The 16766-nt window shown below is 67.4% G+C and carries 10 protein-coding genes; 3 read left to right on the forward strand and 7 right to left on the reverse strand.

Annotated features, from left to right (window positions below):
- Positions 1-113 precede the first annotated feature (113 nt).
- The 7 genes from hrcA to bshC form a co-directional block, all read right to left on the reverse strand.
- A complete protein-coding gene (gene hrcA / locus Q8T13_18950; protein MDP3719845.1) occupies positions 114-1169 on the reverse strand; it encodes a heat-inducible transcriptional repressor HrcA in 1056 nt (351 codons plus the stop codon).
- 47 nt (positions 1170-1216) lie between these two features.
- On the reverse strand, positions 1217-3814 hold the full coding sequence (locus Q8T13_18955) for an ADOP family duplicated permease (protein ID MDP3719846.1): 2598 nt from the start codon (positions 3812-3814) through the stop codon (positions 1217-1219).
- A gap of 32 nt (positions 3815-3846) precedes the next feature.
- On the reverse strand, positions 3847-4200 hold the full coding sequence (locus tag Q8T13_18960) for a PadR family transcriptional regulator (GenBank protein MDP3719847.1): 354 nt from the start codon (positions 4198-4200) through the stop codon (positions 3847-3849).
- A 223-nt stretch (positions 4201-4423) separates the two neighbouring features.
- Entirely contained in the window at positions 4424-5806 is a 1383-nt protein-coding gene (locus Q8T13_18965; protein MDP3719848.1) for a 5'-deoxyadenosine deaminase, read from the reverse strand.
- Positions 5776-6612 (reverse strand): XdhC/CoxI family protein, encoded by an 837-nt coding sequence (locus tag Q8T13_18970; GenBank protein ID MDP3719849.1) that lies wholly within the window; start codon positions 6610-6612, stop codon positions 5776-5778. The genes Q8T13_18965 and Q8T13_18970 overlap by 31 nt, the downstream gene beginning before the upstream one ends.
- Positions 6613-6698: 86 nt before the next feature.
- Positions 6699-9080 (reverse strand): PBP1A family penicillin-binding protein, encoded by a 2382-nt coding sequence (locus Q8T13_18975; GenBank protein MDP3719850.1) that lies wholly within the window; start codon positions 9078-9080, stop codon positions 6699-6701.
- On the reverse strand, positions 9077-10723 hold the full coding sequence (gene bshC, locus Q8T13_18980) for a bacillithiol biosynthesis cysteine-adding enzyme BshC (GenBank protein MDP3719851.1): 1647 nt from the start codon (positions 10721-10723) through the stop codon (positions 9077-9079). Before bshC ends, Q8T13_18975 begins: the two co-directional genes overlap by 4 nt.
- Positions 10724-10834: 111 nt before the next feature.
- On the opposite strand from bshC, the gene Q8T13_18985 reads away from it, so the two are divergent.
- Genes Q8T13_18985 through carB form a run of 3 tightly spaced genes read left to right on the forward strand, consistent with a single transcriptional unit; the run spans position 10835 to position 16743 of the window.
- Positions 10835-12337 carry a PEGA domain-containing protein gene (locus Q8T13_18985; protein MDP3719852.1) on the forward strand — a complete coding sequence of 501 codons (1503 nt, stop codon included), beginning with the start codon at positions 10835-10837 and terminating at the stop codon, positions 12335-12337.
- A gap of 2 nt (positions 12338-12339) precedes the next feature.
- Positions 12340-13473 (forward strand): glutamine-hydrolyzing carbamoyl-phosphate synthase small subunit, encoded by a 1134-nt coding sequence (gene carA / locus Q8T13_18990; GenBank protein MDP3719853.1) that lies wholly within the window; start codon positions 12340-12342, stop codon positions 13471-13473.
- Positions 13474-16743: a carbamoyl-phosphate synthase large subunit gene (gene carB, locus Q8T13_18995; GenBank protein MDP3719854.1), complete on the forward strand. Its 3270-nt coding sequence runs from the start codon at positions 13474-13476 to the stop codon at positions 16741-16743. It begins immediately after the preceding gene.
- Positions 16744-16766 lie beyond the last annotated feature (23 nt).

Raw genomic sequence — 16766 nt, forward strand, 5'->3', positions numbered from 1 at the left:
GGCTATCGCTCAAAGGAGTTGCTGACGCGGCGTGACCACTTTGAACTGAAACTGCCACTGAAACTCGTAACTTCAACTGCCAACTATCAACTCGTCAACTTTCAACTCCTAAATCAATTTACGTCCCGCAGCACCCTGGCGACGGCGAGTGCGGCAATGTCGACCACGCTAATGGCCTTCGAGTAGCGCATGCGCGTCGGGCCAATGATCCCGACCGTGCCGGTGCTGCGGCCGTCGAAGTAGGTGGCGGCAATCAGGCTGAACGGCCGCAACTCGGGGTCGCTGTGTTCCGCCCCGATCACCACCGTGAGGCCGGGGCCGTCGATGTATTCGGTCAGGATGCCGACCAGCCGTTGCTTTTCTTCGACCATGCGCAACAGGCCGCGCAGGGTCGCCGCCGAAATGCCGCTGGCCTGGACGACTTCTTCCAGCAGGCTCGACGCCCCGTCAATGTAGACGGCCGTGGGCCGCTCGAGGTTCGCGAACGAACTGCTGGCCAGGCGCAACGCGAGGCCCAGCAACTGGTCGTACAGCGACCGCTCCTGCTTCAGCCGGTCGACGACGCCGTCGCGCACTTGCTGCAGGGTACGGCCGGCAAACTCGGAGTTCAGGAAGTTGGCGGCCTGGGTCAGTTCCGACGCCGTGACCGACTCGCCGATGTCGACGGTCTTCTGCGACACCTGGTTGCCGCTGGCCACCACCACCACGAGAATGCGATTGCCGCTGAGCGGCACGAACTCAATGCGCTGGAACAGCGCGTCGGCGTTGGGCGGGGCAATCGCGAATCCGACGCTCTTGCTCGCCTCCGACAGGACGTGCGAGGTGGACGACAGCAGGTCGTCCATGAGCGGGTCATCGCCGGCCTCTTGCCGCAAGCGTGCCTCCACGGCCGAGACGTCCTTGGTGGCGCGCCGGCCTTCGATCAGCATGTCCACGTAGCAGCGATAGCCGGTGTCGGTGGGCACGCGGCCCGCCGAGGTGTGCGGCTGCCACACGTAGCCCATTTCCTCGAGCTGGGCGAGCACGTTGCGCACCGTCGCCGACGACAAATTCAAGCCGGCTTTCTGGGCGAGCGCCGCCGATGCCACCGGTTCGCCCGTCTCGATATAGGAGCGAACCAAGGTTGCCAGAATGCGCCGCGTGCGGTCCGAAAGGGCAGGGCTACTCATTAGCAGTCGTATACGTGGACTGCTAGGAATTGTAACACGCCCGGGGTCTAGTCGGCCCGCAGCGCCTCGGCCGGGTTGGCTGTAAGTGCCCGCCGCGCCGGAAGATAGGTCGCGACCCAGCAAATGCCGAGCAGCACCGCGCCCACGCCGGCCAGCGTCGCGGGGTCGCGGGCCTGCACTTCGTACAAGACCGACTCGAGCGCGGTGGCCGTCGCCGCCGCGGCAATCACACCGGCGACGACCCCCAGCGTGGCAGCCACCATGCTCTGGCCGATGACCAGGCGCAACAAGCCGGGCCGGTCGGCGCCAATCGCGGTCCGGATCGCCAGCTCGTGTTTTCGCGCGGCGGTCGTCGCGGCCGTCACCCCGTAAACACCAATGGTCGAAATCAGCAGGGCCACCACCGCGGCCAGCGCCAGCAGCGCGCTCAAGGCGCGCCGTGCTTGAGTCGAGTCACTCACCAGTTCTCCCAGCATGCGCATGTCTTCCACCGGCCGCTCGGGATCCACGGCGCGAACGGCGCCGGCGAGGCCGGCCAACACCGAACGCGGATCACCGGCCGTGCGCACGAAGAAACTCGTGAAGGTCCACGGCCGCTGGAGATGCGGAACGTACATCTGCGCACTCGCCGCCTCCGCCATTCCGTACTGGCGCACGTCGGAGACGACCCCGATGATCTCGGGCATGGGCGGCGGTGGCAGGCCGGGCCGGCCGTTGTAGTAGCGCAGCCGCTTTCCGACGGCGCGCTCCCCGGCAAAATGCTGGCTGGCGAATGACTCGCTGATCACGACCACCGGAGGCGCATCGGTGCGATCGCGGGCTTCGATCCAGCGGCCGTCGATCACCCGCAGGCCCATGATGGCGGCGTAGCCGGGGCCGGCCGGCAGGTCGATGGCCAGCGGCTCGGACCCAGGGGCTGGCAGCGGCCTGCCATCGACGGCGAAACGACGCGTGGCGCGCATGGGCGTCATGGGCGGGTAAGCGGCAGAGGACGCCTGGGCCACACCAGGCACGGCTGCCAGTTTCTCGACCACGGCGTCGAGGAAACGTCCGCGGGCCGCCACATCCGGATAGCGGGCCGGTGGCAGGCCAACCTGGAACGTGATCACGTTTTCGGTGCGAAAGCCGGGGTCCTCGGTCACCAGACGGGCCGCGCTCTGGATGAGCAATGCCGCCGCGGCGAGCAGCACGACCGCGGCGCCGACCTCGATGCCGACCAGCACGTGTCGGAGGCGGACGACCTTGCGAGTGGCCGATTGCGATCGCTGGCCGGTGCCGATCTGCGCGGCACTCATGACGCGGCGCGACACCACCCATCCGAGTGTCGCCGCGGTCAGTGCCATCAATGCAAACAGGAACAACAGGACCGGTGCGTCCAGCCGGGCGCGCTCCAGTTGGTGTACCGGCACCAGCCGGCTGAGCGCGAGCAGACGGAGCAATCCCCATGCGACCCCGGTGCCCGCGACGGCGGCGAGGCCGGCCAACAGCAGGTGTTCCGTCAGCAGTTGCCGTGAAAGCCGGGAGCGGCTGGCGCCGAGGGCGGCTCGCACCGACAGCTCCGCCTGGCGACCCGCGGTGCGGACCACCACGAGGCTGGCGATGTTCGTGGCGGCCAGCAGGAAAATCGCCACCGCCGCCAGCCCGAGCACCGGGACAACGCGCCGGGCCGCCCGCGTCAATTGCCGGGCCGCCGGAACCGTCGCCACGCGGTACCCGGAGTTCGTCGCCGGATGCTCTCGTTCCAGGTCGATCGCGACCTGGCTCATGTGGGCGGCAACGGATTCCGGCGTCGCGCCCGGTTCAAGCCGCCCAATCATCGACAGGTAGTTGGAGCCGCGCGAGCTGGTGGCGCGATCGATGGTCAGCGGCTGCCAGAACTCGCCATCGGCGGCGGGGAAGCGGACGCCCTCTGGCAGCACCGCGATCACCGTGGTCGGCTCACTGTCGATCACCAGCGACTGGCCGGTGGCGTCGAGCGAGCCGAAGCGTGCGTGGGCGAGCTTGTGACTGAGCACGACGACCGGCGGCGCCCCGGGCAACATGTCGGCCGGTTCGAACCGGCGGCCGCGAGCCGGGGAGATGCCGAGGACGTCGAAGATGTCGGCTGACACCCACGCGCCGGTGAGCTGTTGCGGCGTCTCGCCGCCGAAGGTGGCGCGGGTGCCCGTGAAGGCGGCCAGCGCCGAGAGTCCGCGCTTGCGTTCATGGTGATCGAGGAAGTTCAGTTCGGACCACGGGAACTCGGTGAGGTTGCGTTGCTGGTTGGTGGCCCACACATACACCACGCGCTGGACGTCGGCGCCCGGCAGCGGGTCGAACACGACACTGCGCAGCACGCTGAAGACGGCGGTGGCCGGCCCAATGGCCAGCGCCAGGGTGGCGACGGCGGTGATCGTGAAAGTCTTCTGGCGGGCGAGCCCACGGGCCGCGTGTCTCACATCCATGAGCGCCTGGTCGAGTCTCAGCCTGATCGACAGGGCCAGGACCGCCGCGATGGTGGCGAGCCACAGCCGAGCGCGGTCGGTGCCGCCGGTGCGGCGCAGCTGGTCCCCGAAGACCTCGGCCATCTCGTCGGCGAACTCGTCGCGGAACGAACGGGGCAGAATGCGGAGCAGGGCGCGATAGAGGACTGCGTGTTTCGGCATTCGTCTCTCCAGGCGGGTCTGACGACCCGCCGCTACGTGGTTCGAGGCTTGGTCAGCAGGTTGGCGCCGCGGGCGGCGCGCACCAGCCGCTCGAGTCGAGCGGCTTCGGCCTCGGCCACTTCGCGGCCGAGCGTCGTCAACTTGTAGGTGCGCCGCCGCTCATCGCTTCCCGCGGTGGGCCGCGTCTCCAGGATCAGCTCGTCGTCCAGGAAGCGCTTGACCAGACCGTAGAGCGTGCCGGTGCTGAGCACGACCTCGCCGTCGGTGCGTTCCTCGACGTCTTTCAGGATCTGGTAGCCGTGGCGGGGGCCGTCGGCCAGCGTCAGCAGGACATGGAACGCCGCCGGGGTCAGCGGCAGAAAGGGGGTCGGGTCTCGTTTGATCATCTGGTCCGGTGGAGGCAACCCCTTCTCGGGGTTGCCTGAAACTATGGCGTCTCACGATATGTCGTGCCACGACATAGTAGACGAGACCAATGCGGGAATAGTTGCCTTCGCAGGAGGCCTGCCGGGATTGAGGCGGGATTAAGTAGGCCGGATTGATTAGACGGGATTGATTAGATCCGTGTCTAATCTGTGCCGAATCGGTGGCTGTATTGAATCCGCGGCCCTAGAAGCCGGCGCGCGAGGCGAGGGCGGCGGCTTCGGACCGGGCGGTGCGCGAAATCTCGGCGGCATCCCACCGGGTGGGACGAAACGCCTCGACCAGGACTTCGCCGTCAACGACCGTGGTGCGGACGTCGCTGCCTCGGGTTGCGTAGACGAGCGCCGAATAGGGGTCCTGGCTGGTCATGAACTGCGGCCGGTCGCGATCCACCAACAGGAAGTCGGCGCGCTTGCCGGCCTCAATGCTGCCGAGCTCGCGGCCGAGCCCCAGCGCGCGCGCGCCTTCGCGCGTGGCCATCCACAGCGCATCGCGGGCGGTCAGTGCCCCCGGGCCCTTGCGGACCGACTGCAGCACGGCCGCCAGCCGCATCTCTTCGAACATGTCGAGGTGGTTGTTGCAGGCCGCGCCGTCGGCGCCGAGCGACACCGAAATACCCTTCGCCCGCATCTCGACAACTGGCGCGAGGCCCGAGCCGAGCTTCAGGTTCGAACCGGGGCAGTGCAGCACCTTGACGTCATGTTCAGCCATCACCGACTGCTCGTGGTCGTCCACCCATACGCAGTGGGCCAGGCACAGGCGCGGCGACGCCAGTCCAGTGTGCGCCAGGTAGTCGATGTTCGAGCGGCCAGTTCGTTCGCGAATCAGCGTGACCTCGTTGCGGTTCTCGGAGGCGTGGGTGTGCACCACGAGTCCGTGTTCCAGCGACAGCGACGCCACCGCTTCGAGCAGGGCCTGCGAACACGACACCGCAAAGCGCGGCGCGAAGGCAGCCCGCAGGCGGCCGTTGGCACGGCCATGCCAGCGCTTGGCGACCGCCACGCTCTCGTCGAGCGAACTGGCGGTCTTCTCCAGCAAGCGCGCCGGCACCGCATCGTCCGCATCCATCATGCACTTGCCGACGACGGCGCGCAGGCCCATGGGCTCGAGTGCGGCGAACACGGCATCCGTGTCGTGCACTGTCTCCATGGTCAGTACGGTCGTCGTCCCGCTCAGCAGCAGCTCGGAAGCCGCCTGTTGGGCCGCGGCGGCCAGCGATGCCGGTGTGTGCGCGGCTTCCATCGGCCACACGCGCTGCTTCAGCCAGTCAAGCAGCGCCAGATCGTCGGCGTAACCGCGAAACAGCGTCTGGCACAAGTGGATGTGGGTCTGGATGAAGCCGGGCAGCAGGAAGGCCCCGTTCGCATCGATCACGCGATCGACCCGTTCGCTGGCGGGCACCTGGCCGACCGCGACGAAGCGCCCGTCGCGCACCAGCACGTCGCCTTCGACCACGTCGAAGGCATCGTTCATGGTGACGATGGTCGCCCCGCTGATTCTTAGACCGCCCACGCGCGGCTGCCGCGCGTGGGGCCCGGTTAGCGAAGCGCCTTGAGGTTGGGGAACCATTGCAGCGAGGCGGCCTTCAGCGCCTCGGCCTTGCCGCGCCGCACGGCAATCAACTCGGCCGTGATGCTGACGGCAATTTCCTGGGGCGTGACCGCGCCGAGATCGAGGCCGATCGGCGCGTGAATGCGCGCGAGGCGGTCGGGATCCACGCCGCCTTCGGTCATCAGCTGCTCGTAGAGGCGGGCGACCTTGGCGCGGCTGCCGATCAGGCCCATGTAGCGCAAGTCGCGCGGGGCGAGCGCGCGCAGGGCATCGAGGTCGTTGCGATGGCCGCGCGTGACGATCACGGCATAGGCCGTGGCGGGCAGGGTCGTGCGCGCCAGCCATGCGGGAATGTCATCGACGACCACCGACGCGGCAAACGGGAAGCGTTCGCGGTTGGCAAAGGCGGCCCGGTCGTCGATCACGTGTACGCCGAACCCGGCCTCGTGCGCCATCTTCGCCAGGTAGTAGCCGACGTGGCCGGCGCCGAAAACGTACACCGCCGGCGACGCTTCGATCGGCTCGATGAACACTTCCATCTGCCCGCCGCACACCAGTCCCGTTTCCTCGGCGAAGTCGTCGTTCAAGTCGTACTTGACGGTGGCGGGCTTGCGCGTCTGCAACACCTGGCGCGCCTTGCCGATGGCGTCGTGTTCGTAACAGCCGCCGCCGACGGTGCCGACAATGCGGCCGTCGCCGAACACCAGCATCTTGGCGCCGACGCGCTGCGGCGTCGAGCCGTTGGACGAGACGATCGTGACCAGGGCGGCCTCTTCGCCACGCGACAGCGCCTCTCCGAGCGCAGCGAAGACTTCGTGGTTCATTGCTGAACAGTATCCAGTATCCAGATGCCAGATGCCAGTGGATGCGGGAGCCCTCTGGCTACTGGCTACTGGCTACTGGCTACTGGCTACTGAAATCGATGCAACTCGCAACCGGCGAGCGGCTCGGTGCCAGAAAGGAAGGCCTCGTTGGTGACGCGGGGGCAGGTCGGCGTGGCAATCTTGCCGGTGTCGCGGTCCACTTCGACGAAGCTCACCCCGCCTGGCGCTTCGAAGCCGGCATTGGCGCGGCCGGCTAGGGCCTTCATCATGAACGAGGTCCAGATCGGCAGTGCCGCCTGCGAGCCGCTGAGGCCGAGGGGCTGGTTGTCGTCGAGGCCGACCCACACGACCGTGAGCAATTCGGGCGTGAAGCCGACGAACCAGGCGTCGCGCAGGTCGTTGGTGGTGCCCGACTTGCCGGCCGCATCGTAGGTGAAGCCGGCGCCGCGGGCGCTGGCCCCGGTCCCTTCGTTCAGCACGCTGCGCATCATGTGCGTGACCAGGAACGCGGCCGAGGGCCGCGCCACGCTGGGCCCGGGCACCACCTTGGGCCTGGCATCCTGCTCGCCGCTCAGCACGTTGATAATCGGCCGCAGCTTCTTCACCGTGCCGCGGTTCGGAAACACCGTGTAGGCTTCGGCCACCTCGAGCGGGGTCAGTTCGATCACCCCGAGGGCGACCGACGGGTACGGCTTCACCTGGTCCTGGGTGCCAATCTTGGTCTTGCGCCACAGCGCGACCACCTGGTCGTACCCGGTTTGCTCGGCCACCTTGACGGTGGCGACGTTGCGCGACATGGCGAGCGCGCGGCGGAGCGTGATGGCGCCGTCATACTCGCCGTCGTAATTGCGTGGCGTCCACTCCTGGTTGTCGAAATTCCAGGTCGTCGGCTCGTCGTACACGATCGTTGCCGGCGTGATGTCGCCGGTGCCCTCGTCGGCCGCCTTCTCGAAAGCCGCGAGGAAAACGAACGGCTTGAAGGTGGAGCCCACCTGGCGCCGCGCGTTGGCGGCGCGGTTGAACTGCGACTGGTTGTAGGAGCGGCCGCCGATGAAGGACAGGATTTCGCCCGTGCGTGGATCGATCGCGACGAGCGCCGCCTGCGCCACGCGCTGAGGGCCGCGCTTGCGGCGCGCCAGCGCCACGTCCACCCTGGCAATGCCTTCGCGGACGGCCTCCTGGGCGTGTCGCTGCAGGTTGAGGTCGAGCGTGGTGTAGATGTCGAGCGCGCCGGGCCTGGTGGTGACGCCCGGGAACGACTGGTCGAGCGCCTCGCCGAGGAAATCGACGAAGTACGGCGCCTCGTTGTCGACGGCGCGGGCGACCACCGCGATCGGTTCCCGGGTGGCGCGTTCGGCGGCGTCGGGCGTGATGTACTCGCCGTCGGCCATCGAGCGGAGCACCACGTTGCGGCGGTCGCGGGCGCGCTCAGGATTGTTGAACGGCGAGTGGATCTGCGGTGACTGGATCACACCGGCAATCAGCGCCGCCTCGCTCAGCGTCAGGTTGCGCACGTCCTTGCCGAAGAATATCTTCGAGGCTTCGGCGACGCCGTGCAGCGCGAACGAACCGCGGTGCCCCAGGTAGACGTCGTTGAGGTACAGCTCGAGGATCTCGTCCTTGGTCGCCTTGGTCTCGAGAATGATGGCCATGAACTGCTCGCGGAGCTTGCGCAGCGGCGAGCGCTGTCCGGTCTGCTGCTCGAGGGCCATTTCATCGGTCAGGAAGAAGTTGCGGGCCAACTGCTGCGTGATGGTGCTGGCGCCAGAGAGATAGGGCTTGTCGCCGAACACGTTGGTGACGAGCGCGCCAACGATCCGGATCGGGTCGATGCCCGGGTGGTAGTAGAACCGGCGGTCTTCGATGGCCAGCACCGCCTCCTGCATGCGGGCGGGAATCGCGTCCAGGGCGACGCGCCGCCGCTTTTCGCGCGTGCCGGTCATCAGCCCGGTCAGCAGCGGCGCATCGAGCGTGACCCGGTCCACTGCCTTGGCTGCCACCTGCAGGCGGGCAATGCGTTGCGCCACTGGCGGTGGCTTGGCCGACTTCTTCTGGAGGACCGGCGGTTCGGGGAACGACACGGTCAGGGGCTTGCCGGCCTGGTCGCCGCCGCGGGAGATCAGCACGACGGTGTGGCGATCGATGGCGAACTCGCCGGGCTGTTCGACGCGCGAGCGCTGCGCGTAGCCGACGTCGTTGAGGCGTGCGATCAACTCGCTGTGGGTGATGTTCTGTCCGGCCTGCAACGTCAGCGGGCGGCCGAACACCCGGGGCACGGCGCGATCGCGTTCGCCGTGCAGGCGCGCATCGATGATGCGGCCGTACGAGACATAGAGATAGGTCAGCGAGCCCAGCATGACCAGCACGGCCGCGCCAAGGCTCATCAGGAGATGACGGCGGTAGGGCGCCAGCCACTTCGGCCAGCGGAGCCGCGCGCGCCAGCCCGATTTCTTCGATCGTTTCTTCAAATCGTCAGGACCCAGTGGTGGCCCATCTCGAGCGGCAGCTCGTCGATCAGCCGGTCCACCAGGGCGGGTCCGTAGCGGTTCAGGAACCACACGAAGCCGACTTCACGTTCCTGCGGGTGGCCCTGGGGGAAGGTGAGGGCCTGCGCGCGCTGGAACTGGCGGCGGAGCGTCTCGTCTTTCCGCTTGGCCGCGTGAATCACCTTGTTGTGCAGCGAATGCACTTCATGCTCGAGCTTGCCGAGGGTGGATTTGACCGTGCCTTCGAGGGTCGGGTCGATCAGCGGCACCGCCGCCGCCACCGCGGCCATGCGCTCCACGATGGCGGCCGAGGCCGCCGTGAGCGACTGCTCGACCGTGGGCGGCAGCTGGCTTTCGAGCAACTGGTTCAACGCCGCTTCGTCCTGCGCCCGCAGCGCCGTGAGCGGCAGGTCGTACTTTCTGAGGAAGCGGACGGTCGCCGAATCGGCGAGGGTCGCCGTCGCGCGCTGATACATCAGCGGCATGGGCACGCCGAAGTGCGCGTAGACATCCTTGAGCTGGCCCAGGTACGCCAGCTCGTTGGGGCCGGCGACGTAGCAAATCGTCGGGAACACCGTGTCTTGCACGAGGGGGCGCAACAGCACGTTCGGGCTGAAGTGTTCGGGATGCGCGGTCGCCTCGGCCACCAGTTGCGGCAGGGTGAACTCGCGCTCGCCGATCAGCGCCCGGTTGCCAGTGACGTGTACGGCGGCGCGTTCGGGGTTCAGGTGAAACACCGACACGGTGCCATCGGCCAGCGTCGCTTGCGCGTGATAGCCCTTGGCGACCAGCGCCTCACCGGCGCGCGCGGCAATCCGCGCCGTGTTGCCAGGCTCGCTCACTTCCTTGACGAACACGTCGCGGGCCAGCACCTTGGCGGCCGGGTCGGACGAGTCGTAGACCACCAGGCCATGTGGCCCGAGCACCTCTTCGAGCCACGCGCCGAACGCCGTCGCCATGCCCACACCCGGCGCATAGGTCTTGCGAAGCGAACTGATGATCGCGGCCTTGAACTCCGAGTCGGGGAGCGCGGCCTCGAGTGCGTCGACGGCGGCCGTGCTGTCGGGCGTGAGTGTCAGCTTGGCGATGGGGAGGTGGCCGGCGCCGTCGAGATCGGCCAGGCGGATGGTGGAGGGGGCGAGCTCGGTGTCGAGCACCGTACATCCGCTGACCTCGAGCCAATCGTGATCCTCGGCGTCAATCCAGAACACCGGAACGACCGGCACCTTGTGCTCGCGCTCCACCTTGGCCGCCAGCTTCATGGCCGTCAGGGCCTTCAGCAGCGTGAAGAGCGGACCGCCAAACAAGCCGGCTTGCTGACCCGTGATCACGACGCGGGTGGCCGGGTCGGCCAGCCGCGCGGCCGACGCGCGCGCCGCCGCGGGAGCGCCGCGCGATTGCTGCTGAGCCGCCAGGATGCGCGCAATCTCTGCCGGTTGACGGGCCAGGCCCTGTGACCGCGTAATGGTGTCGGCCCACGCCGAGGCGGTGGCGGGATCGCCGGCGAAGAACGGGGCCACGTTCGCGTACGCGAACGCGTAGTCGGACGCCAGCCGCCGAATCCACGGGAAAGTACGAATGTCTACCGCCGTTGAGGCAGAGACGGGCGAGACGTCGGAAGGCACCGCCCCGTACTGTCTCAAACGGTCACCAACACTGTCAACCGTTGGTGATAACATTGCGAGTCGAGAAATGGACGAAAAGGCTCACCGAGGTTCGATGAGCAGACTCGGTCTTTGGTTACAGACGTAGTGGACGGCGACTCCCTCGAAGCGGCCTTGCGCGACTATGGTCCCGCGGCGATTGAAGACCTATTGCCGCGCCTTCGGGCGATCGCGGAGATCCTCGACGCCGCACATGCTTCCGGCCAGGTTCACGGCCGCCTCCATCCCCAGAATATTTTCGTCTCGGCCGACCAGACGCAGGTTCATGGCCTGGACGAGACCACGGCGGCGGCCGATCAACCGGCGCGTCCGCCCTATGCAGCGCCCGAAATCGCCGCCGGCGGGCCTGCGCAACCGGCCGCCGACCAGTTTTCGCTGGGCGCGATCGCGTTCGAGTGGATGTTCGGCCGGAGAATTTCCGGGCCTGCCGTGCGGCCAATCGAGGTGCGCGCGCTGCCCGGCGTCGATCGCGCCGCGTTGGCACGGGCGTTCACGCGCGCGCTGGCGCCGCAGCCGGCCGATCGATTCGCGTCGTGCTTGGCCTTTTGCCAGGCGCTCGAAGCCGCCGTCATCCCCGTGCTGCCTCTTGGCGGCGCCGTTGACGAAGACGAAGACGTCCTCGAAACCGGGTTCCTGCCGGAGCCCACGCCCGCCTCGCCGATCGATCTCGATGAGCTCGAGCCGGTAGCAGCCGCGGTTCCGGTCCTGGAGGAGAAAGAGGAAACGCCACTGGAATCGTTCGAGCCCCGCCTGTCGCCGCCGGTTGAGCCCGTGACATCGTGGCAGCCGAGCGCCGCTTACACGCCGGCGAAGCCGGCCGAGCGGTTTAGCGGCGGCATGTTGATCGCGGCCTGCCTGGTCGGCATGGTGGTGGGTTTCGCGGCCGGCTACATGGCGCGGCCGCGCGCGCTGCAGACGCGCCCGATCCAGACGATGGCGGCGCCCTCGAACGGCACCGAGGCCGCGGTGAGTGCGCCGGTCGCCGCAGCGCCGGTCGAAGGGCCAGCTGAGGCGGCACCGCAAGGCAACCCCAAGAAGGGGTTGCCTCCACCCGTTGAAGTGAATGCGGGCCGCCTGCTGATTCGTTCGACGCCAAGCGGGGCCAGCGTCGCGGTGGACGGGGTCGCCCGCGGCGTGACTCCGCTGGCGCTCCGCGATCTCGAGTTGGGCTCGCGCAGGGTCGCCATTACCCGCCGCGGCTATATCGCCGAGGAGCAACGCGTCGTGCTGACGCGGGCCCGTCCCTCGCGGACGCTGGAAGTTCAGCTGACGCCGTCCGCCTCCGCGGCCGCCGGCCGCTCCGGCGTGACCTTGCCGAAGCCCGCAGGTTCGCCAGCGGGCGTCGGCGGGGCAGCGATGACCGGCGGTCTGTTAGTCGAGTCGCGTCCGCCGGGCGCCACCGTGACGGTGAATGGCACCAACCGGGGCACCACGCCTCTGACGATTGAGGCCCTGGCCCCGGGGAGCTACCGCGTCGGCCTGTCGCTGGCCGGCTATCAGAGTTTTGCCACCACGGTACGCGTGGTGGCCGGCGAGCGCGCGCGCGCGGCCGCCTCGTTGAGCGTACAGGAGTAAGGATGAACGCGATTCTGGCACTGGAAAACGGCACCTGGTTTCAGGGTGTCTCGGCGGGCGCCGCGGGCGAGACCACGGGCGAAGTGGTGTTCAACACCAGCATGACCGGTTACCAGGAGATCCTCACGGACCCCTCGTACGCCGGGCAGATTGTCACCATGACCGCGCCGCAGATCGGCAACTACGGCGTGGCCGGGGCTGACACCGAGTCCGACAAGCCGCAGGTTGCCGGTTTCGTCATGCGCGACGCCTCGCCGGTGTCCAGCAACTGGCGCGCCACCGGCACCCTGCGCGACTACCTGGTCCGCCACAACATCGTCGCCATCGGCGACGTCGACACGCGCGCGCTGACCAGGGCGCTACGCTCGTCGGGTGTCATGCGCGGCATTATCGCGACCGGCTCCGCGGATCCGGCGGTGCTGGTTGAGCGTGCCCGCCAAGTGCCGCACATGGAAGGCAGCGACCTGGTCAAGGACGTCACCACGCCCGAGGCGTACGACTTTGCCACCTCGCTGGCCGACGCGGTGACCGATGCCAGCTTCGGCGTGGAGCCGCTGCGCCGCGCCAAGCGCACACTGCGCGTGGCGGCGTACGACTACGGCATCAAGACCAACATCCTGCGGCGGCTGGCCGCCCACGGTTGCCAGGTGCGGGTGTTTCCCGCGTCCACTCCCGCCGCCGAAGTGATGGCGTGGAAGCCGGACGGTATCTTCCTGAGCAACGGCCCGGGCGACCCGGCGGCGGTGACCTACGCCGTCGACAACATCAAGGAACTGGCCGAAGGCAGCACGCCGATGTTCGGCATTTGCCTCGGCCACCAGTTGATGGGGCTCGCGCTTGGCGCCAAGACCTACAAGTTGAAGTTCGGCCACCGCGGCGGCAATCACCCGGTGAAGCAGCTCGACACCGGCGCCATTGAGATCACGTCGCAGAACCACGGCTTCGCCGTTGACCCGGACTCGCTGCCGGCGACGACGCGGGTCACGCACCTGAACTTGTACGACGGCACCATTGAGGGCCTGCGGCACATCGACAAGCCGATTTTCTCGGTGCAGTACCATCCGGAGGCCTCGCCGGGACCGCACGACGCCGACTATCTGTTCCAGGAATTTCTCGACGAAATGGAAAAGAACTAAGTGCCAAAACGTACAGAGATCAAGCGGGTACTGGTCATCGGGTCGGGCCCGATCGTCATCGGCCAGGCGTGCGAGTTCGACTATTCGGGCACGCAGGCCTGCAAGGCGTTGCGCGACGAAGGCCTCGAAGTGATTCTCGTCAACAGCAACCCGGCGACCATCATGACCGACCCCGAGTTGGCGGACCGCACGTATGTCGAGCCGCTGACGCCCGAGGCCCTCGAGAAGATCATCGCGCGCGAGCAGCCGGATGCGATTTTGCCCACGGTCGGCGGCCAGACGGCGCTCAACCTCGCGGTGCAGCTCGACGAGCTCGGCATTCTCAAGAAGCACAACGTCGCGCTGATCGGCGCGTCGATCCCGGCGATTAAAGTTGCCGAAGACCGCTTGTTGTTTCGCGATGCCATGAAGGAAATCGGCGTCCCCGTGCCGGACAGCGGCGTGGCCAAGACGCTGGAAGAGGCGCACGCGATCGTTGAACGGACCGGATTCCCGGCCATCATTCGTCCTTCATTCACCATGGGCGGCGTCGGCGGCGGCATTGCCTACAACCTCGAAGAGTTCAAGGACATTGCCGGTCGCGGCCTGCACTTGAGCCCGGTCCACGAAATCCTCGTCGAGACGTCGGTCATCGGCTGGAAGGAATTCGAGCTCGAGGTAATGCGGGACGCGGCCGACAACTTCGTCGTCATCTGTTCGATCGAGAACATCGACCCGATGGGCGTGCACACCGGCGACAGCATCACCGTGGCGCCGGCGCTGACGCTGACCGACAAGGAATACCAGCGCATGCGCGACTGGGGTCGCAAGATCATCCGCCGCGTCGGCGTCGAAACCGGCGGCTCCAACATCCAGTTCGCCATCAACCCGGACGATGGCCGGATGATCGTGATTGAGATGAACCCGCGCGTGTCGCGGTCGTCGGCGCTGGCCTCCAAGGCGACCGGCTTCCCGATTGCCAAGATCGCCGCCAAGCTCGCGCTCGGCTATCACCTCGACGAGATTCCAAACGACATCACGCGGGTGACGCCGGCGTCGTTCGAACCCACCATCGACTACGTCGTGGTCAAGTTTCCGCGCTGGAACTTCGAGAAGTTCCCGCTGGCCGACCGCACCCTGACCACGCAGATGAAGTCGGTGGGCGAGGCGATGGCGATTGGCCGCACCTTCAAGGAGGCGTTCCTGAAGGGCGTGCGCTCGCTGGAGCTGGGCAAGGAGGGCTTGCTGTTCCGCCGGCCGCAGATGGACGTGGACGAAGCGGACGCGGGTTCGAGCGAGGACGAAGATACGGAGCTGCGCCGCAAGCTCGTGATCCCGACTGACCGGCGCATGTGGGCGTTGTTCCGGGCGCTCGACAAGGGCTGGGACGTCGAGAAGATCCACGAGCTGACCAACATCGACCCGTGGTTCCTGCAGCAGTTCAAGGAGCTGGTCGAGCTGCGCAAGACGGCCGAGATGGTCGGCCTGCGCGACATGTCCTACGACCTGATGCGCACGCTCAAGCGCGCCGGCTTCGGCGACGGCGAGCTGGCCGACATTCTCGGCGTCAACGAGACGGCGGTGCGCGAGAAGCGCAACGAGTTGAAGGTGAAGACCGTCTTCAAGCGGATCGATACCTGCGCGGCCGAATTCGAGTCGTATACGCCGTACATGTACAGCACCTTCGAACAGGAGTGCGAGGCTGACCCGACCGACAAGCAGAAGGTGATCATCCTCGGCAGCGGCCCGAACCGTATTGGCCAGGGCATCGAGTTCGACTATTGCTGCTGCCATGCGGTGTTCGGTTTCAAGAAAGAGGGGTTCGAGACCGTGATGGTCAACTGCAACCCCGAAACCGTGTCGACCGATTACGACACCGCCGACCGGCTGTACTTCGAGCCGCTCACGTTCGAGGACGTGATGGCGGTGATCGAACGCGAGCGCGAGGGCAACGTGGACGTGTCGTGCGTCGTCCAGTTCGGCGGACAGACGCCGCTGAAGCTGGCGCTCGGGCTGCAGGCCGCCGGGGTCACCATTCTGGGCACGTCGCCCGACTCGATTGACCTCGCCGAAGACCGCCAGCGCTTCAATCAATTGCTGTGGGACCTGGGCATTCCGCAACCCGCCAGCGGCACCGCCACGTCGCGGGCCGAGGCGCGCGAAGTCGCGGCCAAGGTCGGCTTCCCGGTGGTGGTGCGCCCGTCGTACGTGCTGGGCGGACGCAACATGGCGATCGTGTATGACGTCGCGACGCTCGACCGCTACATGATGACCGCGGTGGACGTGTCGCACGACCGGCCGATCCTGATCGACCGCTTCCTGGAACACGCCAAGGAGGTGGACGTCGACTGCGTCGCCGACGAAACCGGCGCCGTCGTGATTGGCGGCATCATGGAGCACATCGAAGAGGCCGGCATCCATTCGGGCGACAGCTCGTGCGTCGTGCCGCCGCCGGGATTGGGCGACCGCCACCTGGCGACCATTCGCGACTACACGCGGCGCATCGCGAAGGCGCTGAAGGTGGTCGGCTTGATGAACACGCAGTACGCCATCAAGGACGACATGGTCTACGTGCTCGAGGTCAACCCGCGCGCGTCGCGCACGGTGCCGTACCTGTCAAAGGCCAACGGCGTGCCGCTGGCGCAGGTGGCCGCACGGGTGATGGCGGGCAAGTCGCTGGCCGACCTGGGCGTGATCGACGACATGGTGCCGGCGGGCGTGTTCGTGAAGAGCCCGGTGTTCCCGTTCGTGCGCTTCCCTGGCGTCGACACGATTCTGGGACCCGAGATGAAGTCCACCGGCGAGGTGATGGGCGGCGCCGACAACTTCGGCATGGCGTTCGCCAAGGCGATGCTGGGCGCCGGGCAGCGGCTGCCGGAAGAGGGCTCCATCTGCATCAGCGTGAACAACGAGGACAAGGGCGAGGTGCTGCCCATTGCGAAGGGCTTCGCCGAGCTGGGGTTCCAGTTGATCGGCACGCGCGGCACCGCCGCGTACCTGCGAGCGCACGGCCTGGAGTGCTCGGTGGTGTTCAAGGTGAACGAGGGCCGGCCGAGCCTGGCCGACGAGATCGTCAATCGCAAGATCTCGCTGGTGGTGAACACCCCGCACGGGCGCGAGTCGTTCTTCGACGACAAGGCTGTTCGCCGCGCGGCGATGATGGCCGGGGTGCCGTGCATCACGACGATCACCGGCGCGGCCGCGGCGCTGGAGGCGATTCGGGCCTTGAGAACCGAAGGCCTCGAGGTCCGAGCGCTGCAGGACTACTACGCCGCCGTCGCCAGCTCCTAGGTAACGGTGGAGGCAACCCTTTA

This window comes from Acidobacteriota bacterium (assembly GCA_030697165.1).
Classification (GTDB): domain Bacteria; phylum Acidobacteriota; class Vicinamibacteria; order Vicinamibacterales; family UBA2999; genus 12-FULL-67-14b.

Excerpts from the sequence above, each read along its gene's own strand:
- Q8T13_18960 (MDP3719847.1), bottom strand. The coding sequence starts at position 4,200 with ATGATCAAACGAGACCCGACCCCCTTTCTGCCGCTGACCCCGGCGGCG.
- hrcA (MDP3719845.1), bottom strand. The coding sequence starts at position 1,169 with ATGAGTAGCCCTGCCCTTTCGGACCGCACGCGGCGCATTCTGGCAACC.
- Q8T13_18955 (MDP3719846.1), bottom strand. The coding sequence starts at position 3,814 with ATGCCGAAACACGCAGTCCTCTATCGCGCCCTGCTCCGCATTCTGCCC.
- Q8T13_18965 (MDP3719848.1), bottom strand. The coding sequence starts at position 5,806 with ATGGTTCCCCAACCTCAAGGCGCTTCGCTAACCGGGCCCCACGCGCGG.
- Q8T13_18970 (MDP3719849.1), bottom strand. The coding sequence starts at position 6,612 with ATGAACCACGAAGTCTTCGCTGCGCTCGGAGAGGCGCTGTCGCGTGGC.
- carA (MDP3719853.1), top strand. The coding sequence starts at position 12,340 with ATGAACGCGATTCTGGCACTGGAAAACGGCACCTGGTTTCAGGGTGTC.